This window comes from Pseudosporangium ferrugineum (assembly GCF_003002065.1).
GTDB lineage: Bacteria > Actinomycetota > Actinomycetes > Mycobacteriales > Micromonosporaceae > Actinoplanes > Actinoplanes ferrugineus_A.
Genome location: NZ_PVZG01000004.1, coordinates 172,552 through 195,109, shown reverse-complemented (window position 1 = coordinate 195,109; position 22,558 = coordinate 172,552). Strand labels below are relative to the sequence as shown.

Here is a 22,558-nt window from a genome sequence, read left to right as displayed (position 1 = left end):
CCTCACCACGGCGCGGGCGTGTCCGTGGCCGCCCGGGGTGGTGTGTCCGTGGCCGCCCCGCACCGGTGTGTCCGTGGCCGCCCCGCGCTCGCCGTCAGGGGGTGGCCACGTCGGCGACGAGGCTGAAGGCGCCTTCCTCCTCCTGCGCGTTGTGCAGGCGCAGGATGGCGTACAGGCCGTAGAGCAGCCGCCGCACGTCCGTGACGTCCTCCGCCTCCGCCTGCGCGACGGGTTCCTCCACCGCCCGGCGCAGCCGCCCGATCTGGTGCTCGATCTCGGCGTGCGTACGGCTCAGCCCGCTCGTCGCCTCCGTGCCGCCGAGCGCGCGGGCCATGATCGGCAGCAGCTCGGCCTCCTCCGCGCGCTCGTGCGCGAGCAGCCGCACCTGGAGCCGGTCCAGCAGTTCCCGGACCGGGCCGAGGTCGTACGGCGGCCGGTTCAGCGCGTCCGCGACCGTCCGCACCTGCTCGACCAGCGGGCGCACCTCCTGGTGTTCCGCGTACAGCCGCCGCGCGGTGGCGAGGTCGGCGGCCGGCATCGTCACGGTGTGCGAGCGGCCCGGCAGCAGGGCGGTCATGGCGATCGCGATGGCGGCCAGGTCGATGATCTCCTGGAGGACGGCGCCGGCGACCGGCGTGAGGTAGCCCGCCGCGGCGACGGCCATGGCCGCGCCAGACAGGCCCATGCCGATCGCGACGGACCACAGGGCGATGCGGCGGCAGCGCCGGGCGATGAGGATCGCGTCGGCCAGGGCGTCGAGGCGATCGACGGTCAGCACCACGTCGGCGGCCTCCGAGGAGGCGGAGGCGCCGCGGGCCGCCAGGGCCACCCCGACGCCGGCCGCGGCGAGGGCCGGCGCGTCGTTGATGCCGTCGCCGACCATGATCGTCGGTGCCCGGTCCTGCTCGGCGCCGACCAGGGTCAGCTTGTCGGCGGGGTCGCAGTCGGCGTGCACCGCGTCGACACCGACGACGCGCCCGACGGCCTCCGCCGTGTCGGTGTGGTCGCCGGTGATCAGCACCACCCGGGTGATGCCGGCCCGGCGCAGGGCCCGCACCATGCGGGGCGCCTGGGGGCGTACCTGATCCTCGAGCAGCAGCACCCCGGCCGGGACGCCGTCGACGGCGGCGAAGACGGTCAGCGACCCGTCGAGCGCGGCCCGCCGGCGGGCGTGCCGCATCCACGCCGGCATCGGGCCCGTGACGATGCTCGACGCCTTGCCGAGCCGGACGTGGCGCCCGTCGACGACCCCCTCGACGCCGTGGCCGTGGCGTTCGTGGACGTCGCCGGGCGAGGTCAGCGGCAGGCGCCGGTCGCGTGCCGCCGTGACGATGGCGCCGGCGAGCACGTGCGCGGAGCTCTGGTCCAGGCTCGCCGCGAGGCGCAGGACGTCGTCGGCGGACAGGTCCCCGCCGGTGGGGGTGACGACGTCGGTGAGGGCCGGCCGGCCGGCGGTCAGCGTGCCGGTCTTGTCGAACAGCAGGACGCGCCCGGCCGCCAGCCGTTCCAGGGCGCCGCCGCCCTTGACGATCACGCCGCGGCGCGCCGCCCGGGAGATGCCCGAGATGATGGCGATCGGCGCCGCCAGCAGCAGCGGGCACGGGGTGGCCACCACCAGCACGGCGACGGCCCGGACGGGATCGCCGGCGACCGCCCACGCCCCGGCCGCCAGCAGCAGCGTCAGGGGCACGAACGCCACCGCGAACCGGTCGGCGATCCGTACGAAGGGCGCGCTCTGTGCCTGCGCCTGCCCGACCAGGCGCACCACCCCGGCGTACGTGGACGCCTCCGCGGTCGCGGTCGCGGTGAGCCGCACCGGGCCGCCCGCATTGACCACGCCGCTGCGCACGTCCTCGCCCGCGCGCCGCTCGACCGGCAGCGGCTCGCCGGTCAGCGCCGATTCGTCCAGCACCGCCGGGCCGAGGAGCCGTCCGTCCACCGGCACGATCTCCCCGGACCCCACCAGGAGCCGGTCCCCGAGCACGACCTCGGCCACCGGCACCTCGACCGGTCCCGCCGCGGTGTCCCGCCGGGCGGTCCGCGGTGCCCGCGCCGCCAGCGCGCTCAGCTCACGCCGGGCGCGCGCGGCGGCGCGGGCCTCCAGCAGCACCCCGGTCGCCAGCATGACAGCGACCACTGCACCCGCGAGCGCCTCGCCGACCGCGAGCGCGCCGGCCAGCGCCAGCCACGCGATCACATCGACGCTCGCCTCCCGCCGGCGGACCGCGGCGACCAGCGTCGCCGTCGAGTACCCGAGGCCGATCAGCGTCGCGGCCACCCACGCGCCGTCGGCCGCGGACCCGGCCCCGCCCGCGGCGAGGACCAGCCCGCCCGCCGACAACAGGGTCGTCGCGGCGAACAGGATCTGGTCCCGTCGTTGCGGCCACGACTGCATATCGTCCTCCTACCTCGGCGCGACCGCGCCGGTCAGACCGCCGTCCCGCGGCGGAGCACCACCGTCCCGCGGCGGAGCACCACCGTCCCGCGACTGAGAGCCGCCGTCCTGCGACTGAGAGCCGACCTCCTGCGGCGCAGCGCCGCCGTCCTGCGGTGAAGGGCGGGGTGACGCCGAGGGATTTTCCGGCGCCGCGGGAATGGGCGTCGCCGAGGGAGTGGGTGGCGCCGCGGGAATGGGCGTCGCCGGGGGAGTGGGCGTCGCCGCGGGAATGGGCGTCGCCGGGGGAGTGGGTGGCGTCGGGGGAGTGGGCCGGCCGCTGTGCCGGCGGCCCAGCCCGGTGCCGCCGAGGACGATCAGCAGGATGCCGAGGACACCGAGCACGACCCCGGCGAGCAGGAGCCCCGCGCCCGCCCCCGTGAGGCCGGGCACCTGCGCGGCGGCCCGCACGTCGGCGGCGACGCCGGGGGAGCCGTCGGCGTTCGCGAGCACGACGGTGAAATCCCCGTCGGTGACCCGCCACGTCAGCTCGGCGGCCGAGCTGCCGGTGACCGAGGCGAGCCAGAAGTTCTGGCCGGCCGGTGCCGTCACCGGCGTGACCGCGCCGCCCGTACGGTCGTAGCGGGCGGTCCCGCCGGTGACGTCGGTGATCCGGTCCCGGGCCGTCCCGGCCAGCCACCGGTCGACGTCGGCGCGACGGCCGATCCCGGCGAACACCGGCTTGCCCGTGGTGCTGTCCGCGGTGATCCGCACGCCGCCCACGTCGGCGAACAGCCCGGTCCACGTGCCCGTGTCGCGCAGGGCGATGTCCTCGGTGGTCACGGCCGCGGTGGCGGAACTGAGCGGCAGGACCGGGCTCGTCACGTACCCCGAGGCGTCCCGGGCGCTCTCGACGGCCAGCAGGGTTCCGCCGGCCGCTGCCGAGCCGACCGCGGGCAGCACCAGGAGCACGCCCGCCACGAGGGCGAGGGCCGGGCCCACGGCCGATCCCTCCCGGGGGCCGCGATGCACCGGCGGTGGATCCCGCGGGTCGCCGTCCGGCTCGCGCTCGCCCTGGTCCAGCCGGAAGGGCGGGTACGGCGTGAGCAACGCCAGGTAGCCGATGACCCGCAGGTTCCAGCGGGCGATGCCGACGAGCAGGTCGTACAGCCCGCGGGGATACCGCCCGGTGAAGAGCAGGGCGAGGCCGGCGATCAGGACGCCCGCCGTCACCACGCCCACCGGGGCGCCGTTCCCGTTGTCGCCGGCGGTGAGCGCGAGGGTCACGCCGCCGGTCAGCGCTCCCACGAGCACGAGGTGCGGCACGGCGAACAACCATGCGACCAGCGGCAGCCATCGCGGCGGCCGGGCGGGCTCGTCCAGATGCAGCCGGGCCGGGTAGCCGGGCACGTCCGCCATGGTGAACGGCGGGTACCGGTCGGTGCCGAGCGCCTGGTAGCCGTAGTAGGCGACGCGCCAGGTCCACCGCAGCACCCCGACGTCGTACGCCTGGATGGCCCGCGGATAGCTGCCGGTGATCAGGACCGCGAGGTAGGCGACGGCGGTGAGCACGGCGAAGCCCACCCACAGCACGGCCAGGACGACGGAGTGCGGGATCAGCAGCAGCCATTTGACGAGCCAGAGCCATCGGCTCAGCGGCTCGTCCCGGCGTGCCTCGACCCGCAACGGATAGCGGTTCATGGCACCCTCCCAGGTCGCCTCAGCAGACCGCCGTGATCGCCGTCGCGGCCAGAGCCGCAGGTCCCGTCCTCGCCGGTCGCCCGGCCGTGCCTACCGGTGGGCGGCGCGGAGGACGTGCAGCCGCTGCTCGTACTCCTCGCTGCTGATCTCACCGCGCGCGAGCCGGTCGGCGAGGATCTCCTCCGCGTGCCCCACCGGGTCGGCGGGGCCGGGCCCGGCGAGCGGCCGCACCAGGGCGACGACGAGCGTCGCCAGCAGGGCCACGGTCAGGATCATGAGGATCCAGCCTCCGGCGCCCATTCCGCCTCCGTCGTACATCATCGTCGTCTTCCTTCCGTACGGCCTGACCTCCGTGCCGCCGCCGGTCGCGGCTCACACGCTGTGGTGCTCCCGGGCCGCGGCCTGCGCGAGGGCCGCCCCCCACTGCCGGGCGCGTTCCCGTTCGCCCTCGAGCAGCGGGCCGCCGGTGCCGGTGACGAGGAAGTGTTCGGCCGGCAGCACGATCCGGCAGCCGAGCCGGCGCAGTTCCTTCTGGGCCTTGCGGGCGGCCGAGCCGGGGACCAGCGGCTTGTTGATCTTGGTGTCGAAGGCCGCCGCGGCGAGGCCGTGCAGCACCGGCGAGCAGTCGAAGTACTCCCGCAGGCCGGCCGCGACGGCGCCCTCGCGCACGGTGCCCTGCCGGCGGGCGTCCTCGCGGGTGGACGGCCGGGACATGCCGAACGCGTGGGTCGGGCCGCCGACGACGACCAGGTCGACGCCGTACGCCCGCGGCATCGTGGCGACGTCCGCGACCCGGACGTCGTACGCGTCCCCGAGCCCCTCGGCGACGGCGTGGGCGATGGACTGGGTGTTGCCGAACATGGACTCGAAGATGATCAGCGCTTTCATGCCGGCCCCTCTCTCTTCCTCCCACCCTCATCCCGCCCGCCGCCCCGGCCCAGAGTCCAACGGCCCGCCCGGGTGGGTGGTACCGGGACCTTCGGCCCTGGGACCGGGACGGCGCGGGGGCTGCAATGGACGGGTACGGGCCGATCGGCGATCCTCGGACGAAGCGGAGGTGCGGGCATGACCAGCACCGTCACGGCACGCCACCGGGCCGGAGCACTGTCGCGTACGGTCCTGGCCGAGTGTGTGCGCACCGCGACCGCCGCCCCGTCGCTGCACAACAGCCAGCCCTGGCTCTTCCGGGTCGGCGAGAACCATGTGGACGTGTACGCCGACCGCACCCGCCAGCTGCCCGTCCTGGACCCGGACGGCCGCGAGCTGATGATCAGTGTGGGCGCCGCCCTCTTCACCCTGCGCCTGGCGTTCCGGGCCGCGGGCTGCCTGCCGCTGCTCGACCTGTTCCCGTCCCGGCACGACGGCGATCTGGTGGCCCGGGTCGCGGCCGGCCGGCGGGCCGAGCCGACGCCGGGGGTCACGTCGCTGGCGGCGGCCGTCGAGCGGCGGCACACCAACCGCTACCCGTTCGCCGACACGGCGCTGCCGGCCGATGCGGTCGAACGGCTGATCGCCGCGGCGCGACTCGAGGGCGCGGCGCTCGCCGTGGCCACCCCGGCGGGCCGGGACGCCGTGCTCGGCATGTCCCACGCCGCCGACCGGCACCTGCGGGCCCGGGACGGGTACGCCGACGAACTCGCCCGGTGGACGGCGCCGGGCCGGGGCCGCCGCGACGGTGTGCCGGTCACGGCGCTCGGCCCGTGGGACGCCCGCGAGGTTCTGCCCGTCCGCGACTTCCACCTGCCGCGCAGCGCGGGCGGCGCCCGCTTCGAACCGCACCCGACGCTGGTCGTCCTGACCACGCGCGGCGACGGCCCGGCGGAGTGGGTGCAGGCCGGGCAGGCCCTGCAACGGGTGCTGCTCGCGGCCACCACGCTGGGACTCGCCGCCACCCCGGTCAGTCAGCCCGTGGAGCTGCCGGCCGCCCGTTCCCGGCTCAGCGACCCCCGTACGGACACCTGGGCGCAGATGGTGCTGCGCCTCGGCTACGGCCGGCCGGTGCCCGGCACACCCCGCCGCCCGCTCAAGGACGTCATGGTGGGGTGAGGAGACACCGAGGAGGTACGTGATGCGGCTCCGGATGCTGATGGCCGTCCTGGCCGGCCTGCTCTGTGTCCTGCCCGGAGCGGCCGTCGCCCGCGCGGCGGGCCCGGCCCCGGAGCTGATCGTGGACCTGCGCTCCCGCGGGATGCCCGCCGGCGCGGTCGACGGCAAGGTCGTCGCGGCACGGTACGGCGTCACCGCCGGCACCCCGCCGCCCCGGGCCACGTTCACCCTGGACGCCACCGCGGCGGCGCCCTGGCTGCGCATCACCCCGGCCGAGCCGACGCCGGGCTGCGTGCAGTCGGACGCCGTACTGACCTGTGTCCTGGAGATCGCCAGTGCCGACTGGACGCGCAACGTCCTGCCGTTGCGGTACACCCCGTCGCCGGACGCCGAGCCCGGCACCGAGGTGACGTTCGACTACGAGCTCACCGCCGACGGTGCCACGCCGGCCGGCTACCGGCAGGGTTTCACGCTGACCGGGCCGCTGCCGGACCTGTCCGCGACGTCGGCGCACGTCGACGGCGTCCGGGCCGGCAGCCGCGTCCCGGTGCGCCCGCGGTTCGCCAACGTGGGCGACGCCGCGGCCTCCGGGGTGCTGGTGCGGGCGACTCTGCCGTGGGCGCAGCCCGCCCGTGACCGGCGGAGCAACTGCTACTACAGCGGCACGCAGGTCCAGTGCCCGTTCCCGGACTTCCGGCTCGCCCCCGGGGAGCGGGCCGAGGTCAGCTCGTCGACGCCGGTGACGGTGCCCGTGCCCTCGTGGGTCGCCGGGCTCACCTCCCAGCACGTGCGGTACGCCGTCGATCCGATGCCCGCCGGCGAGCCGTTCGACCCGGGCGACGCGCGGCCCGGCACCGGTCCGCCGCTGCGGCTCGACCGGCTCGCCACCGCGCTCGCCGACGCCCCGGACGCCGACTTCCTGGACAGCGAGGGGACCTTCTACCTGCACATCACCGCGAATCCCGCGGACCTGCGTGCCGGCGCCGGCCCCGTGCGGGGCCGGCCGGGCGAGACCGTGGCGATGACCGTACGGCTGAGCAACGCCGGACCGGCGCAGGTGTACGGCACCGGCGGCCAGGACGAACGCTGGGACGTGGCGACGTGGGCCACGCTGACCGTGGACGTCCCCGCCGGCGTGGACGTCGTGTCGACGTCCTGCTTCGGGTACGCCGGCGACGTGGTCGGTGCCCGCGAGCCGGGGCTGACGCGCTACCGCTGCTTCCCCGAGGACGGGGTGGATCCCGGCGCGAGCGTCGCGATCACCCTGCGGGTCCGCCTGCGCGCGGCCACGCCCTCCGTCGGCGTCGTCACGGTGGCCGGCGGCGCGGCCGATCCGCAGCCGTGGAACGACACGGCGAGGATCGAGGTGCGGCCGTACGCGGCCGGGGGAGCGGGCCAGGGCGCCGGCGGCGGCCTGCCGATCACCGGTCCGCCGGCCGCCGTCGTGGCGCTCGTGGGCGCGATGCTCGCCGGGGCGGGCGCCCTGCTGGTGGCCGGCGCCGCACGCCGGTGAACCCCTACTCTCCGGTGAGCCGGCGGCGCAGCGCGGCCGAGTCGTGCAGCGCCGTCATCTCGACGAACCGGCCGCCGCCGACCCGGTAGATGGCGTACTCGACGATCTCGAACGACCTGCCGGACGGCGGGACGCCGAGCCATTCCTTCACCGGGGTGCCGGTGTTGATCGCGCGTACGGCGATCCGGTCGCGGTCCAGGAGCAGCTCCCGGACCTCCCAGTGCAGATCCGGTACGGCCTCGACGTCGCGCCGCTGGACCGCGAGGACGTCGTCGCGGGTGCCCGGCTCCCCGTTGAGCAGCACCCGCTCGCCGATGTACGCGTTCATGCCGCCGAACTCGTGCGCGTTGAGCTCGGCGACGTAGCGCAGGTACCAGTCGCGCAGCGGCTCCCGGGCCGTCACCAGTTCAGCGTCCCGAGCTCGTCCTGCAGCGTCCCGGTCGGACCGTCCGCGCCGACCGTGGCCAGCCGCACCACGACCCGGGCGCTCTCCCGCGGCGGCCGTCCACCGCCCATGGCGGCCGTCATGTCGGTGGCCGTGTAGCCGGGCTCGAGCGCGTTGAACCTGATGCCCGGGTGGGCCTTGGCGTACTGGACGGTGAGCATGGTGGCGGCCGACTTGGACGCCGCGTACAGCGGGGCCAGGATGCCCGACTCGGGCCGGTCCGGGTTGGTCACCGCCCAGAAGGAGCCCATGCTGCTCGAGACGGTGACCACGGTGGGGTTGGGGGACTTCCGCAGCAGGGGGAGGGCGGCCTCCGTGACGCGGACGATGCCCACGACGTTGGTGTCGAACACCCGCAGCGCCTCCGGCCCGTCCACCGTCTCGCCGCCGAGGATGCCGGCGTTGTTCACCAGGACGTCCAGCCGGCCCTCCTCCGCGTCGACGAGGGCCAGCGCGTCCTTCACCGAGGCGTCGTCGGTGACGTCGAGCCGCACGAACCTGGCCCCCAGCGCCGCCGCGGCCCTCCCGCCCCGCTCGGTGTCGCGGGCGCCGAGGTAGACCGTGTGGCCCAGCTCGACGAGCTGCCGGGCGGTCTCGAAGCCGAGGCCCTTGTTGGCGCCGGTGATCAGTGTGACGGTCATGCGTCTTCCTCCGGTGTGACCCGCATTTTGTACTGCTCGGTTGCGTGCCACCGTACCGCATTTTGTACCGCTCGGTTGGTGACCCGGCCCACTTTTGTACCGAGCGGTTGGAGAATCAGCGGCCGTACGCCTCCAGCAGCCGCAGCCACACCTCGCTGACCGTGGGATAGGCGGGAACGGCGTGCCACAGCCGGTCCAGCGGGACCTCGCCGGTGATGGCGACCGTCGCGGCGTGCAGGAGCTCCGCGACGTCCGGGCCGACGACCGTGAAGCCCACGATCACCCGGCGGTCCTCGTCGACCACCATCCGGGCCTCCACCGGCTCGCCCTGGGCGCGCGCCACGATCGCGTCACCGGCCGCGCGTGCCTGGTACTTGCCCTGATGGGTGAGCAGCGCGCGGTGGTTGACGTCGCCCGCCGCGTACAGCCAGCCGCCGGCCGGCGTGCCGTCCTCGCCGATCACCCGCAGCGTGTCGTCGACGGTGAGCCATGCGCCGGGCTTCAGGCCCGCCCGGTCGAGGCCGAGGTCGTGGGTGTTGGGCGTACGGCCGACCGCGACCAGGAGCTCGTCCGCCTCGACCCGGTCGCCGCCGGTGAGGGTGAGGCGCACAGTGCCATCGGCGTCCCGGGTCACCGCCGCGACCTCGGCGCCCACGTGCACGGACGCGCCGGCCGCCCGCAGGGCCTCCGTCACGTGCGCGCCGGCGAACGACTCCGCCGACGGCAGCAGGGCCTCGCGGGCCAGTAGCGTGACGGCGGATCCCAGGCTCGCGTACGCGGTCGCCATCTCCGTGGCCACCACGCCGCCGCCGATGATCGCGAGCCGGCCCGGAACCGTCCGCGCCGCGGCGGCCTCCCGGCTGGTCCACGGCGCCGCCTCGCGCAGCCCGGCGATGTCCGGCAGCAGGGCGCTGCTCCCCGTCGCGACCACCACCGCGTGCCGGGCGGTGAGCCGGACCGTGGCACCGTCCTCGCCGGTGACCTCCACGGTCCGCTCCGCGGCGATCCGGCCCTGACCCCGGTGCAGCGCGATCCCGGCCGAGTCCAGCCACGACACCTGCCCGTCGTCCGCCCAGTGCGAGGCGAAGGAGTCCCGGCGGCGCAGGACGGCGGCCACGTCCAGGCCGCCCGTCACCGCTTCCCGGGCGCCGGGCAGGCTGCGGGCCGCCCGGAGCGAGGATCCGCTGCGCAGCAACGCTTTCGTGGGCATGCAGGCCCAGTAGGAGCACTCGCCGCCGACCAGCTCCCGCTCCACGACCGCGGCGGTCAGCCCGCCCCGCACGACCCGGTCGGCGACGTTCTCCCCGACCGGCCCCGCGCCGATGACGATGACGTCGTACGAAAAGGTGTCCATGTCAGTTGCTCCTCGCCGTGCGGCCGAGCCGGAGGGCGGAGATGAGGAAGAAGACGGCGCCGGGAATCGCGTAGCCGATGGCGTTGGTCAGCGTCGGGTCGTCCGCGGCGGCGCCCGCGATGAAGGAGCCGCCGGCCAGGGCGGAGATGCCGCCGCTGACGATCATCGGCCACTGCCCGCCCAGCCGGCGGCGGGTGACTCCCACCATCAGCTGCACCAGGCCGGCCACGACCGCCCAGGCGCCCCACACCCGCAGGACCGCCGGGATGCCGGAGGCCGCGGCGACGGCGAGGCCGACCGCGGTGAGCAGGCTGACCGCGATGTTCGCGTACAGAAGGGGGGCCGACCGGGTGGCGCGCGAGGCGCGGGCGTCGACGACGGCGGCCGCGACGTCGGCGAGCGGGTAGAGCACCAGCAGCGTGACCGCGAGCGGGCCGAGGTGGCCGGCGGTCGTGAACATCACCAGCGCCCAGGTGATGGCGAACGCGAAGCGGGCGAAGTACAGCCTCCGGAGGGTGGCTGCGGTCGTCGTCGGGGTGCCGGGTGCGGCGACGGTGGTCATGGTGGTCTCCCGTAGAGAGAACGAACGTTCTGTCACGTCTGAGGATGGGGGCGGCGCGGCGTCGTGTCAAGAACGAACGTTCTGTCGCTACTATGGGCGCATGGCGAGCATGGAAACCGCGGTCCGGCCGTCCGAGGCGCGCCTCCGGCTCCTCGCCACGGCCTCCCGGATCTTCTACGCGGAGGGGATCCACTCGGTCGGCGTCGACCGGATCGTGGCCGAGGCGAAGGTGACCCGGGCGACCTTCTACCGGCACTTTCCCGGCAAGGAGGACCTGGTCCTCGCCTATCTGCGGGCGGCCGACCAGGCCATCCGCGGCCAGGTGGAGACCGCCGCGGCCGGACTGCCGGCGGCCGACGCCGTCCGGGCCGTCGCGGCGTCGATCGCCGACGGCATCCGGTCGCCGGGGTTCCGGGGGTGCGCGTTCCTGAACGCGGTGGCCGAATATCCCGATCCGGGCCATCCCGTGCACCGCGCCGTCCTCGACCACCGGCAGTGGTTCCTGGAGACGATCAACGCCCTGATGGCGCGCATCGAGGAGGCCTCCGCCGAGCCCGCCGCGCAGCACTTCGTCATGCTCCGCGACGGCGCCATGGCGGCCGGCTGCCTCTTCGACCCGGCGCTGATCTGCGGGACCTTCCTCCGCGGCGTGGACGGGCTCGTCGGCACCCACGGCGCCCGCCGGCCGTCCTGACCGGTTGACCGGCCCTGCCAGACTGGTCGCATGGGCCAGGTGATCTTCGTCGCGTTGATCGTGACCGCTTTCCTGGGTGCCGGGTATCTCGCCTGGCGCACCCGGGCCGTGCCGCCACCGCCGCCCACCGGCGACCTCTCCCACGACTCGCGGATGGACGGCGGCGCGGCCCCGGGCGGCTGAACCGCGGCGGTGCCGTGCACCGTGCCATCGTGGCGGTATGAATCATCGGGTCGCCGTGCTCGTGCTGGACGGTGCGAAGCCGCTTGACGTCGGCATCCCCGCCCAGGTGTTCGCCAACCGGCCGACCATGCCCTACCAGGTGTCCGTGTGCGGCGCCGCGGCCGGGCCGGTGGCCGGCGGCGACGGACTGTCGTATCACGTGGCGGAGGGGCTCGAGGCGTTCGGGCACGCCGACACGATCTTCATCCCGGGCTACCGCAACCCCGCCACCGGCGAGCCGCCGGCCGAGGTCGTCGCGGCGCTGCGGGCCGCACACCGGCGGGGCGTACGGCTCGCCGCCATCTCCACGGGCGCGTTCGCGCTGGCGGCGACCGGGCTCCTGGACGGCAGGCGGGCGACCACCCACTGGCACTACACGCGGGCCCTCGCGCAGAGGTATCCGCTGATCCGGGTGGACGAGAACGTGCTGTTCGTCGACGAGGGGAGCGTCCTGACCTCGGCCGGCGCGGCGTCCGGGATCGACCTCTGCCTGCACCTCGTGCGCCGCGACCACGGCGTCGGGCTCTCCAACATCGTGGCGCGGCGCCTGGTCGCCGCGCCCTACCGCAGCGGCGGCCAGGCCCAGTACGTGCCCCGCAGCGTGCCCGAGCCGCTCGGCGACGTCTTCGCCGGCACCCGGGAGTGGGCGCTGGGCCGGCTCGGGGAGCCCCTCACGCTGGACGCGCTGGCCCGCCACGCCCAGGTGTCGGCGCGGACGTTCTCGCGGCGGTTCGTGGAGGACACCGGCTACACGCCGATGCAGTGGGTGCTGCGCGCCCGCGTCGATCTGGCCCGGGAACTGCTGGAGGTCTCGGACCTCGGCGTGGAGCAGATCGCCGCGCGGGCCGGCCTCGGCACCGCCGCCAACCTGCGCCTGCACTTCCACCGCATCCTCGGCACGTCCCCGACGGAGTACCGCACGACGTTCTCGTCTTGATCTTGGTGGCGAGATCCTTGCGTACGGTGGCTCTCAAGCCACTGTCGCCCGGCCGTCCGCGGCGCCGACGATGGGCCCATGACTCGCATCGCCGTCAACGGCTTCGGACGCATCGGACGCAACACCCTGCGAGCCCTGCTGCAGCGCGACAGCAAGCTCGAGGTGGTGGCGATCAACGACCTCACCGCCCCGGAGACCCTCGCCCACCTGCTCTGGTACGACAGCACGCGGGGGCGCCTCGGCGTGCCGGTCACCGCCGACGGCACCGGCATCACGATCGGCGGTGACCGCATCCGCGTGTACGCCGAACGCGACCCCACCGGCCTGCCCTGGGGCGAGCTCGACGTCGACATCGTGGTGGAGGCCACCGGGCGCTTCACCGCCGCCCGGGCCGCCCGGGCGCACCTGAGCGCCGGCGCGCGGCGGGTGCTCGTGAGCGCACCGTCCGACGGCGCCGACGTGACGCTCGCCTTCGGCGTCAACAACGACGCCTACGACCCCGAGCGGCACCTGATCGTCTCCAACGCGTCGTGCACCACGAACGCGCTCGCGCCGCTGGCGTCGGTACTGGACGACCTGGCCGTCATCGAGCACGGCTTCATGACGACGGTGCACGCGTACACGCAGGAGCAGAACCTTCAGGACGGGCCGCACCGCGACCTGCGCCGGGCCCGCGCGGCGGCGGTGAACATCGCGCCGACGACGACCGGCGCGGCCAGGGCGATCGGCAAGGTCCTGCCCCGCCTGGACGGCAGGCTGACCGGCGACTCCATCCGGGTGCCGGTGCCGGTGGGCTCCTTGGTGGAGCTGAACACCACGGTCGAGCGGGCGGTGGGGCGCGAGGAGGTGCTGGCGGCGTACCGCGCGGCGGCCGGCGGCGCCCTGCACGGCATCCTCGAGTACACCGACGATCCGCTCGTCTCCGGCGATATCACCGGCAACCCGGCGTCGGCGGTCTTCGACGCCGCGCTCACCCGGGTCGACGGCCGGCACATCAAGGTGGTCGCCTGGTACGACAACGAGTGGGGCTTCGCCCACCGGGTCATCGACACGCTGGAGCTGATGGCCGGCGGCCGGGACCGGTGATGATCCGTTCCCGGCCGTGCGGCCTGCCGCGTCAGGAGAGGATTCCCCGGTCCACGAACGCCTTCCGGGTCCGATCCGCGGCCCGGGGCCCGTAGAGGACGCCGGCGGTGGCGACGGTCGCCTCGGCCGCCTGCGGCATGGTGACGTCCGGGGTGAACCGGAACTGGGCCTCGAGGATGATCCGGTTCGCCCTGGTGCGCCCGAGCTCCAGGTTGACGTCCCAGAGGGCGTGCGACCAGATCTCGCCGTCGGCGTGCACCTCGCCCTCCAGGTCGCCGGGGTAGACCTTGGCGGTGTCGGTACGCCGCAGGCAGTGCGGCTCGTCGTCGGTGTACGAGGTGGCGTCCCAGTCCATGACGCACGCCAGCGGGGTGACCGCGGTGTCCGGGCTGGTCGCCTGGGACATCGTCACCGCCCAGTAGTCGCCGAAGCCCTCGCCGATCGCGCCGGCCTCCTCGGTGCTGCCGAAGCCGGGCACCTGGTCGTCCTGGATGGCGTGGCCGTACTCGTGCCAGATCACCTCGTTGTCCTCGGCGTCGTCGACGCCGCCGGTGCCGAGGGTGATCTTGTCCACCGACGGGTCGTAGTACGAGTTGTCCGCGGTGAGCCCGGTCGTGGCGTAGTCCTGCGGCTCGTTGTTCACGTCGGTGAAGCCGAGCCGGTGGATGTACTCCTCGGTCGTGGTCATGCTGTGGTAGGTCATCACCTGCTCGAAGCCGGGATCCGAGCGCGGGTAGACGTACGTGCGCGCGTCGGAGGTGACGGCGGGCTCGCTCAGGTTGTTCGCGTACGAGCCCTGCAGCGTGTTCTTGTCCGGGTCGAGGTGGCGCAGCGTGACCCGCCGGTAGGCGTCCTTCAGGGCGGGGTAGTCGGCGTCGCGCTGGTCGGTCAGCGACTCGTCCTGCAGGGCGACGACCGGGTTCGGGTCGAAGACCTGGCCGACGCCGTTCGCCTCGCGGACCGTGTTCTCCTCCCGCAGCACGGCCCCGTTGTCCGCGGCCACCAGCGACCGGACGGTGCCGCGCGCGGTCGGCGTCAGCGTCTGCCAGGCGAGCCGCGCGGTCGTGCCCGGCACGATGACGAGCTCGGAGCGGGCCGGCTGCCGGCCGAGCCGGCCGGACACCGCGGACCTGGCGCGCTGCTCGGTGACGCCGGCGGTGGTGCCGGCCAGCCCGGTGACCGCCTTGCGGCCGTCGGCGGTCGCCACCGTGCCGTCCGCGGACGTGTGGACGGCGTAGTAGCCGCCGAAGACCGGGATTCCCCGGAAGGTCTGCTGGTACCAGGCGTGCGTACCGAGCAGCGACTGGCGGGTCTGCACCTGCCGGAGGTCGCCGGGCAGGGCACCCGGTGCGGCGGCGGCCGGTGCGGCCGCCGCCGTCGTGAGCCCGGTGACGAGCACGGTTACGAGCACGAGCGGTGTCTTCTTCAACGCATCTCCCACTGTCGCACGCGGATCGATCGATGCTAATCACTTTCGATCATCATCGATACCCCGCGTGCGCGGAGGGGCAGCGAGGTCAGCCCGCGTCGTACGCGACCGCGACGTCCAGGATCCAGGTGACGCCGAACTGGTCGGTCAGCATGCCGAAGCCGGGGGCCCACTGCGACGGGCCGTACTTCTCGATGAGGGTGGCGCCGGCGGCGAGCTTCTCCCACAGCGCGCCGACCTCCTCGGCGTCGTCGCCCCGGACCGAGACGAAGAAGCGCTCGCCGGTGAGCGTCATGCCGTGCTCGCGGGTGGTGGCGGCCGGAGCCGCGGCGGCCGGGGACTGGCTGGGCGCGTCGTAGGCCATGATGCCGAAGCCGTTGTCGGCCGTGAGCTGGCCGAAGACGACCTTGCCGGCGTCGGGCAGCTCCTTCGGCATGCCGAAGTCGCCGTACGTGACGAGGGTGAGCCGGCCGCCGAAGACCGACTGGTAGAACTCCAGGGCCTGCCGGGCCTCGCCGCGGAAGTTCAGGTGGGTGGTGGTCGTGACGCTCATGGGTGGGGCCTCCTCAGCGAGTGCGGTTCGTCGTGTTCGAGATCCAGACTCGCAGCAGTAGCTGCCAGGAAGTGGCACCTACTCGGAAAAGATCGCGGGGGCCGGCCGCACGGCCGGCCCCCGCCGGGATCACTCGTACAGGCGGACCGAGTTGATCGGCGTGAAGTCCAGATCCCAGTACGTCCAGGGATGCACGACGACGCCGCAGTTCGTGCCGTTGTAGCCGTCGCAGACCTGGGCCAGCGCGCCGCCCGTCTGGTTGTTGAAGATGCGCTTGGCGCCGAGGACGTTGTTCAGGTTGTGGGCGCCGTACGTGTAGAACTTCAGGATCGGCGGCCGGTTCCACGACGTGTCGCCGTAGATGCAGACGTAGCCCTCCTCGCACCAGGCGTACGTGTCGGCGGAGGTGGCGGCCTGAGCCGGCGCGCCGCCGGCGGCGACGGCCATCATGATCGCCGCGCCGGTCGCAGCCGCCGCCGCGGCGAGTCTCTTGAGCATGGACACTGTTTCCTCCCGTTGGTCGTGCTGACCCGTCGATCGTCGCGGGAGAAAAGTCCACTGTGTATCTGTAAGCCTCCAGTAGCGTGGGCAAGCACAATGACTACTCTCCAAGGCACAGAGCACAGCCGATGGCGGGGAATCGTCCTGCAGAGCACCGACGCGCGGCCCACCGTCGTCGAGCTCCGCCCGGGGCAGTCGGCCACGTTCGGGCGCTCCGGCGCCGACATCCTGCTGCCGGACGCGGCCGTCTCCCGGTCCGCGGGGGTCGTCACCGCCGTCGAGGACCACTGGGTGGTCAGCAATCTGAGCGCCCGCAGCACGTACGTCGTCGAGAACCCGGAGGGCGGCGGCGAGTTCATCAAGCTCGCGCCGCGCCGCATCGACATGCCGGTGCCGTTCGAGTTCGCGCGCGTCGTCGTCCCGGCCGAGGAACGGCCCGCCGCCTTCTTCGTCTTCGCGGCCCAGCACCAGTACGCCGACCCCCGCGAGGTGCCGGCCCGCGGCGCGGACGCGACCCGCGTGGCGTTCCCGCTCGTCGAGACGGCGAAGTATTTCCTCGTCCTGGTGGCGCTCTGCGAGCCCCGGCTGCGCGACAGCACCGCGCACGTGATCCGCACCGTACCCGAGATCCTGGAACGGCTGGCCGGCCTGCCGGCGGCGGACGGCCTGAGCCGGGCCGCCGTCAACTTCCACATCGACTATCTCGCCCGCGCGAAGCTACGGGTCAAGCGGCCCGCGGCCGAGAACCAGGACGGCAAGGCCGACTGGCAGCGTGCGGCGCTGGTGACGGTCGCGCTTCAGTTCGATCTCGTACGCCATGAGCACCTGGCCCTCCTCCCGCCGCTCACCGGCTGACCGGCTTCATCTCCTCCAGGTTGGCCCGCAGCCGGGCGAGATAGTCGGGCGAGACCTGCGGGGGCACGCCGTGCGCGGCCCGGACCTTGGTGACGGAGGTCCGGTACGCCGCCGCCATCAGGGTCGTCCGGTCCCCGGGCAGGGTCTCCAGCTGCGTCGACAGGAAGCACAGGTAGTCGCCCATCGCGCGGATCGACACCTCGGCCGAGAACGGCGGCGTGGGCACGGTGGACCGCTGCCCGACCGGCAACAGGAACTTGAGCACCGACGGCGTCCAGCGGGCGATGCCGTACTCGTCCTTCGCCGGATCCGAGAGGTTCTCGTCGAAGTTGCTCTCGGTCTTCAGCATCGCCGCCACGAGCCGCGGCGTCACCGCCGCCACGCCCGGGCAGCTCGTGCCGGCCCGCACGATCATGTCGTGGTACTTCGCCGGGACCGTCGCCGGGTTGAAGTACCGGTCCGGGCCGTCCGGGTCGTCCATCACCAGGGCGGCCCCGCCGGCGCCCAGGATCGCGGCGAGCGCCGCCGCGACCGTCAGCGTCCGCCGGGACCGCCACCTCGGCGGGCGCGGCGCCGCCAGGCCGGCGATGGCCTCCGCCCGGTGCAGCAGGTCCTTCGCGCTGTGCCGCATCCGCGTACGGTGGTCGGCGGCGAGGCAGTCGGCGATGAATCCCCGCCACTCGGCCGGCACCTCCGCCGGCAACGACAGCTCGCCGCCGCCGGCCGCGTACGCCGCTGCCGCCGCCGACCGGGCGCGGGACGTGACGCCGGGGAACGGCAGGCGCCCGGTCAGCAACTGGCACGCGGTCACGCCGAGCGCCCAGATGTCCGCGGTCTGGCGCACGGCGACACCCTTGCGGCCGAGTTCCTCGTCGGCCCGCTCCGGCGGGACGTAGTCGGCCGTGCCGCCCGGCGGCAGATAGCCGTGGGTGCCGTCGATCTCGGCGGCCAGCCCGAAGTCGGCCAGGCGTACCGAGCCGTCGGCCATCAGCAGCACGTTGCCCGGCTTGAGGTCGCCGTGCACCCAGCCGGCCCCGTGCAGGTGCGCGAGGCCGGCGCAGATCTCGGCGATGATGCGGGGCGCTTCCGGGAGGCCGCCGTCCACGGCGTCCAGCAGGGCCGCGGCGGAGCGGTCGGCGCGCTCCATGACCAGGACGGTCGACCCGTCGAGGCGCGGGTCGTCCGGGTCGTCGACGACGTGCGTCTCGTACAGCCGGACCAGCCGGGGATGGCCGAGCCGCCGCCCGACGGAGAGCTCCCGCTCGGTCATCTCGGCGAGGAAGGCGAGCTGGCGGTTCGTCAGCGTGCCGGTCGGCACGAACTTCAGCGCGGCCTCCGCCGGACCCTCACCGGACGGGCCGCCCGGCTCCCGGGCGGCCGCATAGACGCTGCTCCAGCTGCCGCTGGCCAGCGCACCGGTGACGCGCCACGGACCGACCCGGTAGCCCGCCGGCACCCGTACGACCGTCTGCGCGCTCATCATCGGACCACCCCTTCGTCAGCGTCCGGGCACATTCTCAACCATCGATGCCGCCGCCGTCAGGCCGACCGCCGGCGCCCAGGATCACGAACAGTCGGGTACACCAGGCAGTTTGTTGTCCGGGGAGCTGACATAGATGTTTGTCATATATCCGCCACGTTCCGGCAGGTACGCCCACCACGCGTTCTCGTAGCCCTCGGCCCGGACCAGCTCACCGAGCCGCTGGCACCGGACGGCCACGTCGATGCCGGCCGGCAGCGTGCCGACCACGGCGGCGGAGGTCGACGGCGTGGCGCGGACCCGGACGGCGCTTCCCCAGGTGCCGAACCACGAGCCGCCGACCGGCGTCGCCCCCGGCACGGCGAGCCCGCGCGTCACCGTCGTGACCCGGTTCGACGCGGCGCCGAAGGACGTCCCGACCGGCTGCAGGTCGCCTCCGGTGGTAAGGGCCCGGTCGGTCACGCCGGCCGGATCCTGTTGCGGCGGTGCGCGGACGGCGCCGGGTCGACCTCGGCGTTGAACAAGGTTCTGCCCGGGGGTAAGGGTCCGGGTCGGTGGGGTCGGGCCACGGTTCTGGCCTGTTCGGGGACTCGGATCGTGTTCGGCGCTACCAGCATGTCCGACATCAGCCTGCTCGCCCACCAGAAAGACCGTCCCGGCACCAGGAGACGCATCGGCGAGGTGGACATCAGCAGCGTTGATCGGGGGAAGATGAGGACACGAGCACGACTTCTGAAACGGTCTTCTGGTGTAGACACCCGAAAGATCATCAGAAGTCGTGCTCGTCCTACGCCTCGAACCTTGTCTGGTTCTCAAGACCGGCAGAACATCTCAAGCCGGAACAAAATCGGCTCGTGGGTGTCCCTAAGCGAGATGCCCCCGGCCGATCGGCGGGTTCAACGGTCCGGCACCCCTGGTCGGTCGCTGCTGCCACCGGGGCGCGTAGCTTCCACGCACTCTCGCGCCTTATCCCATGACGCAGGCCGCGGACCAGGCCGACATAATGCCGGAAACCCAGCAGGAGGTGGCGCCTGTGATCACGTTGTCGTTGTGAGTGCCCTCACCAAAGATTTCGAAATCGAGCAGGAGCCGGTCGCCAGGATTGAAGGCGGTGGCCAGCGTCCTTCCCTGGCCGGCGTGCATGCGGCCGGAACACTGCCGGTGATTGCCGGTCGACGACGACTTGAGGCAGAACTCGACGTCGGCGGTCATTCTGTTCTCGACGTTGATTGTGTAGACGCCGGCGGCCGCACGGGCCTCAGCGGTTTTCACGTTGTCAACCGTCGCCGCATTTGCTGGAGACGACATGCCGAGGGTGACCGCGGCAATCGCAGTTGCGGTAAGCGCTGCCAACCCGCGGTGGTGGAAGGTCCTCAATGTTCTCTCCTCACTAATAGCGCCGAACGCGAATTGTTCGGTCTGCAGATCACAGGTTACTTGAAGCACTCCAAAGGCTGGATTAAGTCTGTACTTTGTGTACTGGAGCGCATGTTTGTATTTATTAACGTGCTGTGCGCGCCACCATCAACCGCGCCTGCCCAGGTAGCTTCTGACCAGAAGCAAGCCTCCCGGCAGTCGGCGCGCAGGGTTTCAGCGGCGTGCGTGACGGTGGGCCGCACCTGTCCTGGCTGCTGCGCTGGGCGGTACACCGTCTGCGGGGAGGGGCCTGATGATCCAGCACGCCGTCTGCGGCGGATTCCGACACGGTGGCCAACTGCTACCGATCCGACGACCGTGAGCGCGGCAGTAGTGATCAGTCCTGTCCGTCCGCCATGCCAGCAGCGATCAGCCCTATCCGTCGGCCCCGACTCTTGGCGGGACGCCAGGTCATCCGATCTTCCAGCAGGGATGGCATCTTTGAACTCCTCGACAGGGGTACGCGAGTGCATGTGAGTCCGACGCGCCATGACGCGGCCGCGAGCTTTGATGAATTAGTTATTCACTCTGCTCATCGTTCCCTCGTCGGTCAACGATTCCTCGGCGGCATTGCCCGTTTGTACACATCTCGGCCCTTCCTTCTTCAGGCTCCTGACACGGTCTGCTGAATCGATGTTTATCAACGTGACGAGGTGAAGAGCGGTGTAGTTCGGTAGTGAGAGCGGGCCGTGGACCGTCGATGATCAGTGTGCCTTTTCATCCTGCGTAACGGTTGGCTTCGACGTGGTGCGGTACGAGAATGGCCCGCAGGATCGCGGTCGCGCGGCGTGGGCATCAGCGCAGTTCGACCGGGATCTTCCAGGCCTTGAGCGTGGCGATGGCGCTCACCGCAAGCGCGGATTTCGCGTAATCTCGTTGACCGCCTTCTGCCGGCGTGACAACTTCGGCCGGAACTGTCGCCGTCTGAACGGTGTCCGCACGCTGCCGCGGGCGCCCTGGCAGCCCTGGTCCGCAGAGGTCATCACGTCCGCGTGGGTCAAGGGATCGAGAATGGCGTGGGTTCGAGCGGCGATCATGCGTCGAACCGGGCGGCGCGGTCGAAGCCCAGCCGAGACGCCCCGCCACCGCGCGGAAACCGGCACCTGCAAGCTCACAGGACCGCCGGCTACGGCGGGCGACGCCGGCGCCTCAGCGGCGCTCGGCGGGCGTGGACCGCGCAGGGCGCTTGCTGTCGGCGCGGACGGTGACCGTGCGCGGCGTGGCGAGGTGGGTCCGCAGGGTCAGCGCGGACACCGGGGTGCCGAGCGTCGCCAGCCGCCGCCGCGACCGGTGCGCGGACTCCTCCGCCCGCGCCGACAGCAACGGCCGCAGATCCGCGGGCGCCGACGCCGCCAGCCGAGCCGGGGTGATCCCCTGGCAGAACGCGTTGAGCTGTTCGAACGTGACGCGGGCGTAGAACGCGGCATCCGGCTCGGCGACATTCAACCGGCGCGCGACGTCCCGGATCAACGCCCGGCAGGCACCCCCGCCGACCGGCTCCGCCCGCGCCACCGCGGCCCCGACGGCGAAGGGCAGCTGGGCGGTCAGGCCGCGCCAGGACGCCTCCGGAACGACACCCCGCAACCCGTGCACGACGGCCTCGACGACCCGCTGAGCATGGCCCCGGCCGTGCAGCCGGGCACGCGTACGAACATGGGACAGCAGGTCATCGCGATGCATGATCACGTCCTCGCAGATCCGGCGCAGGGCCCTTGCGGATACCCCGCCCGCCCGGATCCAAACCCTTGCGACAGGAATGCGACGCGGCGGGGACCGTGGCCGGACGGGTGCCGCCCACAGTTGCCGGCATGGATTTTGTTGAGGGAGATCAGCAGCATCGCAGGAGAGGGTGGCGCCGGCGGGGGCCGCTCGGGGCGCTCGCCGGCGTGGCGCTTCTCGCCGCGGGGGTGGCCGGCACCGGCGTCGGCTTCGGCGGTGAGACCGGGCCCGGTCCGGCGGCCGGTGGTGGGTTCGACGTCACCGCGTACGACGTGACCATGGATTACCGGCCGGTGGAGCGGGTGATCCGGGGGGTCGCGGTGGTCAGCGCCACGGCGGCAGGGGCGCTGGACCGTTTCACGCTGCACCTCGCCGGGCCGGAGGTCCGGGCCGTCTCGGTCGACGGGAGGCCGGCCGGATCGTTCGCTCAGGAAGGGGCGAAGGATCTCGTCGTCGTGCCGGCCCGGCCGGTCCGCGGCGGCGAGCGGTTCACGGTGCGGGTCGAGTACGACGGCGCGCCGGGCGACGGGTGGCTGACCACCGAGTCGGGCGGGGCCACCGCCTTCGAGGGCGCCTCCAGCGCCTGGTTCCCGGCCCACGAGGACGTCCGGGACCGGGCGGCGTTCCGCTTGACGGCGACGGTGCCGCGGGGGTGGAGCGTGATCGCGAGCGGGCGGCCGGGCCGCACCTCCGGCGCGACCACGTTCCGTTGGGCGGAACGCGACGTCGACCCCGCCCACCTCGCCGTGTCGATCGACCGGTTCACCGTGGAGCGGTCGGCGCTGGCCGACGGCACGCCGGTGGTCAACGCGTACGCCCCGGGCCTGAAGGCGACGACCGGTCCGCTCGCGGCACGGCTGCCCGAGGTCCTGCGGTTCCTGTCCGCCCGGTTCGGCCGCTATCCGTTCGACTCGGCCGGCAACGTCTTCGTCCACGTCAACGACGACGGGCCGGGCACGGCGCCGCAGAGCCGGCCGGTGTACCTGGGCGCCGGCAACGCGACGTACATGAACCTCGCAGCGGTCGTCCA

22 protein-coding genes and 1 pseudogene are annotated in these 22,558 nt (G+C 73.3%); 7 read left to right on the top strand and 16 right to left on the bottom strand.

The genetic code is table 11. The features are described from left to right. Positions 1 to 94 precede the first annotated feature (94 nt). From CLV70_RS10585 to CLV70_RS10570, 4 genes are all read right to left on the bottom strand, one after another. Complete coding sequence (locus CLV70_RS10585) at positions 95 to 2,395, bottom strand: heavy metal translocating P-type ATPase (RefSeq protein WP_106126244.1); 2,301 nt, start codon at positions 2,393 to 2,395, stop codon at positions 95 to 97. A 9-nt stretch (positions 2,396 to 2,404) separates the two neighbouring features. Continuing rightward, on the bottom strand, positions 2,405 to 4,075 hold the full coding sequence (locus tag CLV70_RS10580; RefSeq protein ID WP_106126243.1) for a DUF4389 domain-containing protein: 1,671 nt from the start codon (positions 4,073 to 4,075) through the stop codon (positions 2,405 to 2,407). 90 nt (positions 4,076 to 4,165) lie between these two features. Beyond that, positions 4,166 to 4,396 carry an SHOCT domain-containing protein gene (locus CLV70_RS10575; RefSeq protein WP_211303722.1) on the bottom strand — a complete coding sequence of 77 codons (231 nt, stop codon included), beginning with the start codon at positions 4,394 to 4,396 and terminating at the stop codon, positions 4,166 to 4,168. Between the two features lie 51 nt (positions 4,397 to 4,447). Further along, positions 4,448 to 4,963: a flavodoxin family protein gene (locus tag CLV70_RS10570; protein WP_106126242.1), complete on the bottom strand. Its 516-nt coding sequence runs from the start codon at positions 4,961 to 4,963 to the stop codon at positions 4,448 to 4,450. Between the two features lie 177 nt (positions 4,964 to 5,140). Between CLV70_RS10570 and CLV70_RS10565 the strand changes: the two genes are divergently transcribed. Both CLV70_RS10565 and CLV70_RS10560 read left to right on the top strand, forming a co-directional pair. Then, a complete protein-coding gene (locus CLV70_RS10565) occupies positions 5,141 to 6,121 on the top strand; it encodes an Acg family FMN-binding oxidoreductase (protein WP_106126241.1) in 981 nt (326 codons plus the stop codon). Positions 6,122 to 6,143: 22 nt separating this feature from the next. After that, the gene (locus tag CLV70_RS10560; protein ID WP_106126240.1) at positions 6,144 to 7,634 is read left to right on the top strand and encodes a hypothetical protein; all 1,491 of its coding nucleotides are present in this window, start codon (positions 6,144 to 6,146) and stop codon (positions 7,632 to 7,634) included. Between the two features lie 4 nt (positions 7,635 to 7,638). On the opposite strand, the gene CLV70_RS10555 is transcribed toward CLV70_RS10560, so the two are convergent. The 4 genes from CLV70_RS10555 to CLV70_RS10540 all read right to left on the bottom strand — a co-directional run bounded on the left by CLV70_RS10555 (position 7,639) and on the right by CLV70_RS10540 (position 10,636). Then, complete coding sequence (locus tag CLV70_RS10555; RefSeq protein ID WP_211303721.1) at positions 7,639 to 8,037, bottom strand: ester cyclase; 399 nt, start codon at positions 8,035 to 8,037, stop codon at positions 7,639 to 7,641. Then, positions 8,034 to 8,720 carry an SDR family NAD(P)-dependent oxidoreductase gene (locus CLV70_RS10550; protein ID WP_106126239.1) on the bottom strand — a complete coding sequence of 229 codons (687 nt, stop codon included), beginning with the start codon at positions 8,718 to 8,720 and terminating at the stop codon, positions 8,034 to 8,036. Before CLV70_RS10550 ends, CLV70_RS10555 begins: the two co-directional genes overlap by 4 nt. A gap of 115 nt (positions 8,721 to 8,835) precedes the next feature. Continuing rightward, positions 8,836 to 10,074: a dihydrolipoyl dehydrogenase family protein gene (locus CLV70_RS10545; protein WP_106126238.1), complete on the bottom strand. Its 1,239-nt coding sequence runs from the start codon at positions 10,072 to 10,074 to the stop codon at positions 8,836 to 8,838. 1 nt (position 10,075) lies between these two features. Next, complete coding sequence (locus CLV70_RS10540; protein ID WP_106126237.1) at positions 10,076 to 10,636, bottom strand: hypothetical protein; 561 nt, start codon at positions 10,634 to 10,636, stop codon at positions 10,076 to 10,078. Between the two features lie 100 nt (positions 10,637 to 10,736). On the opposite strand from CLV70_RS10540, the gene CLV70_RS10535 reads away from it, so the two are divergent. From CLV70_RS10535 to gap, 4 genes are all read left to right on the top strand, one after another. Continuing rightward, a complete protein-coding gene (locus CLV70_RS10535) occupies positions 10,737 to 11,330 on the top strand; it encodes a TetR/AcrR family transcriptional regulator (RefSeq protein ID WP_106126236.1) in 594 nt (197 codons plus the stop codon). Between the two features lie 30 nt (positions 11,331 to 11,360). Continuing rightward, entirely contained in the window at positions 11,361 to 11,513 is a 153-nt protein-coding gene (locus CLV70_RS39650; protein WP_158277743.1) for a hypothetical protein, read from the top strand. Between the two features lie 37 nt (positions 11,514 to 11,550). Further along, on the top strand, positions 11,551 to 12,489 hold the full coding sequence (locus CLV70_RS10530) for a GlxA family transcriptional regulator (RefSeq protein WP_106126235.1): 939 nt from the start codon (positions 11,551 to 11,553) through the stop codon (positions 12,487 to 12,489). A 78-nt stretch (positions 12,490 to 12,567) separates the two neighbouring features. After that, complete coding sequence (gap, locus tag CLV70_RS10525; protein WP_106126234.1) at positions 12,568 to 13,575, top strand: type I glyceraldehyde-3-phosphate dehydrogenase; 1,008 nt, start codon at positions 12,568 to 12,570, stop codon at positions 13,573 to 13,575. Positions 13,576 to 13,606: 31 nt separating this feature from the next. On the opposite strand, the gene CLV70_RS10520 is transcribed toward gap, so the two are convergent. From CLV70_RS10520 to CLV70_RS10510, 3 genes are all read right to left on the bottom strand, one after another. Further along, the gene (locus tag CLV70_RS10520; RefSeq protein ID WP_106126233.1) at positions 13,607 to 15,004 is read right to left on the bottom strand and encodes a M36 family metallopeptidase; all 1,398 of its coding nucleotides are present in this window, start codon (positions 15,002 to 15,004) and stop codon (positions 13,607 to 13,609) included. Between the two features lie 88 nt (positions 15,005 to 15,092). Further along, on the bottom strand, positions 15,093 to 15,557 hold the full coding sequence (locus CLV70_RS10515; protein WP_106126232.1) for a VOC family protein: 465 nt from the start codon (positions 15,555 to 15,557) through the stop codon (positions 15,093 to 15,095). Between the two features lie 129 nt (positions 15,558 to 15,686). Then, positions 15,687 to 16,055, bottom strand: a complete 369-nt coding sequence (locus tag CLV70_RS10510; protein WP_106126231.1) for a hypothetical protein — start codon at positions 16,053 to 16,055, stop codon at positions 15,687 to 15,689. Between the two features lie 99 nt (positions 16,056 to 16,154). Here CLV70_RS10510 and CLV70_RS10505 point away from each other — a divergent pair, with 99 nt between their 5' ends. Next, positions 16,155 to 16,913 (top strand): FHA domain-containing protein, encoded by a 759-nt coding sequence (locus tag CLV70_RS10505; protein ID WP_245908153.1) that lies wholly within the window; start codon positions 16,155 to 16,157, stop codon positions 16,911 to 16,913. Here CLV70_RS10505 and CLV70_RS10500 read toward each other — a convergent pair. From CLV70_RS10500 to CLV70_RS10480, 5 genes and pseudogenes are all read right to left on the bottom strand, one after another. After that, positions 16,903 to 18,396, bottom strand: coding sequence for a protein kinase domain-containing protein (locus CLV70_RS10500; protein ID WP_211303720.1), 1,494 nt, complete (start codon positions 18,394 to 18,396; stop codon positions 16,903 to 16,905). The genes CLV70_RS10505 and CLV70_RS10500 overlap by 11 nt on opposite strands. An 81-nt stretch (positions 18,397 to 18,477) precedes the next feature. Beyond that, positions 18,478 to 18,855 (bottom strand): SH3 domain-containing protein, encoded by a 378-nt coding sequence (locus CLV70_RS10495; protein ID WP_106126230.1) that lies wholly within the window; start codon positions 18,853 to 18,855, stop codon positions 18,478 to 18,480. A gap of 504 nt (positions 18,856 to 19,359) precedes the next feature. Then, on the bottom strand, positions 19,360 to 19,770 hold the full coding sequence (locus tag CLV70_RS10490; protein ID WP_146164023.1) for a hypothetical protein: 411 nt from the start codon (positions 19,768 to 19,770) through the stop codon (positions 19,360 to 19,362). Positions 19,771 to 20,526: 756 nt separating this feature from the next. Further along, a pseudogene (locus tag CLV70_RS10485) lies at positions 20,527 to 20,892 on the bottom strand (transposase family protein); the annotation flags it as partial. A gap of 66 nt (positions 20,893 to 20,958) precedes the next feature. After that, a complete protein-coding gene (locus CLV70_RS10480) occupies positions 20,959 to 21,489 on the bottom strand; it encodes a DUF2267 domain-containing protein (RefSeq protein WP_146164022.1) in 531 nt (176 codons plus the stop codon). Positions 21,490 to 22,558: the final 1,069 nt, after the last annotated feature.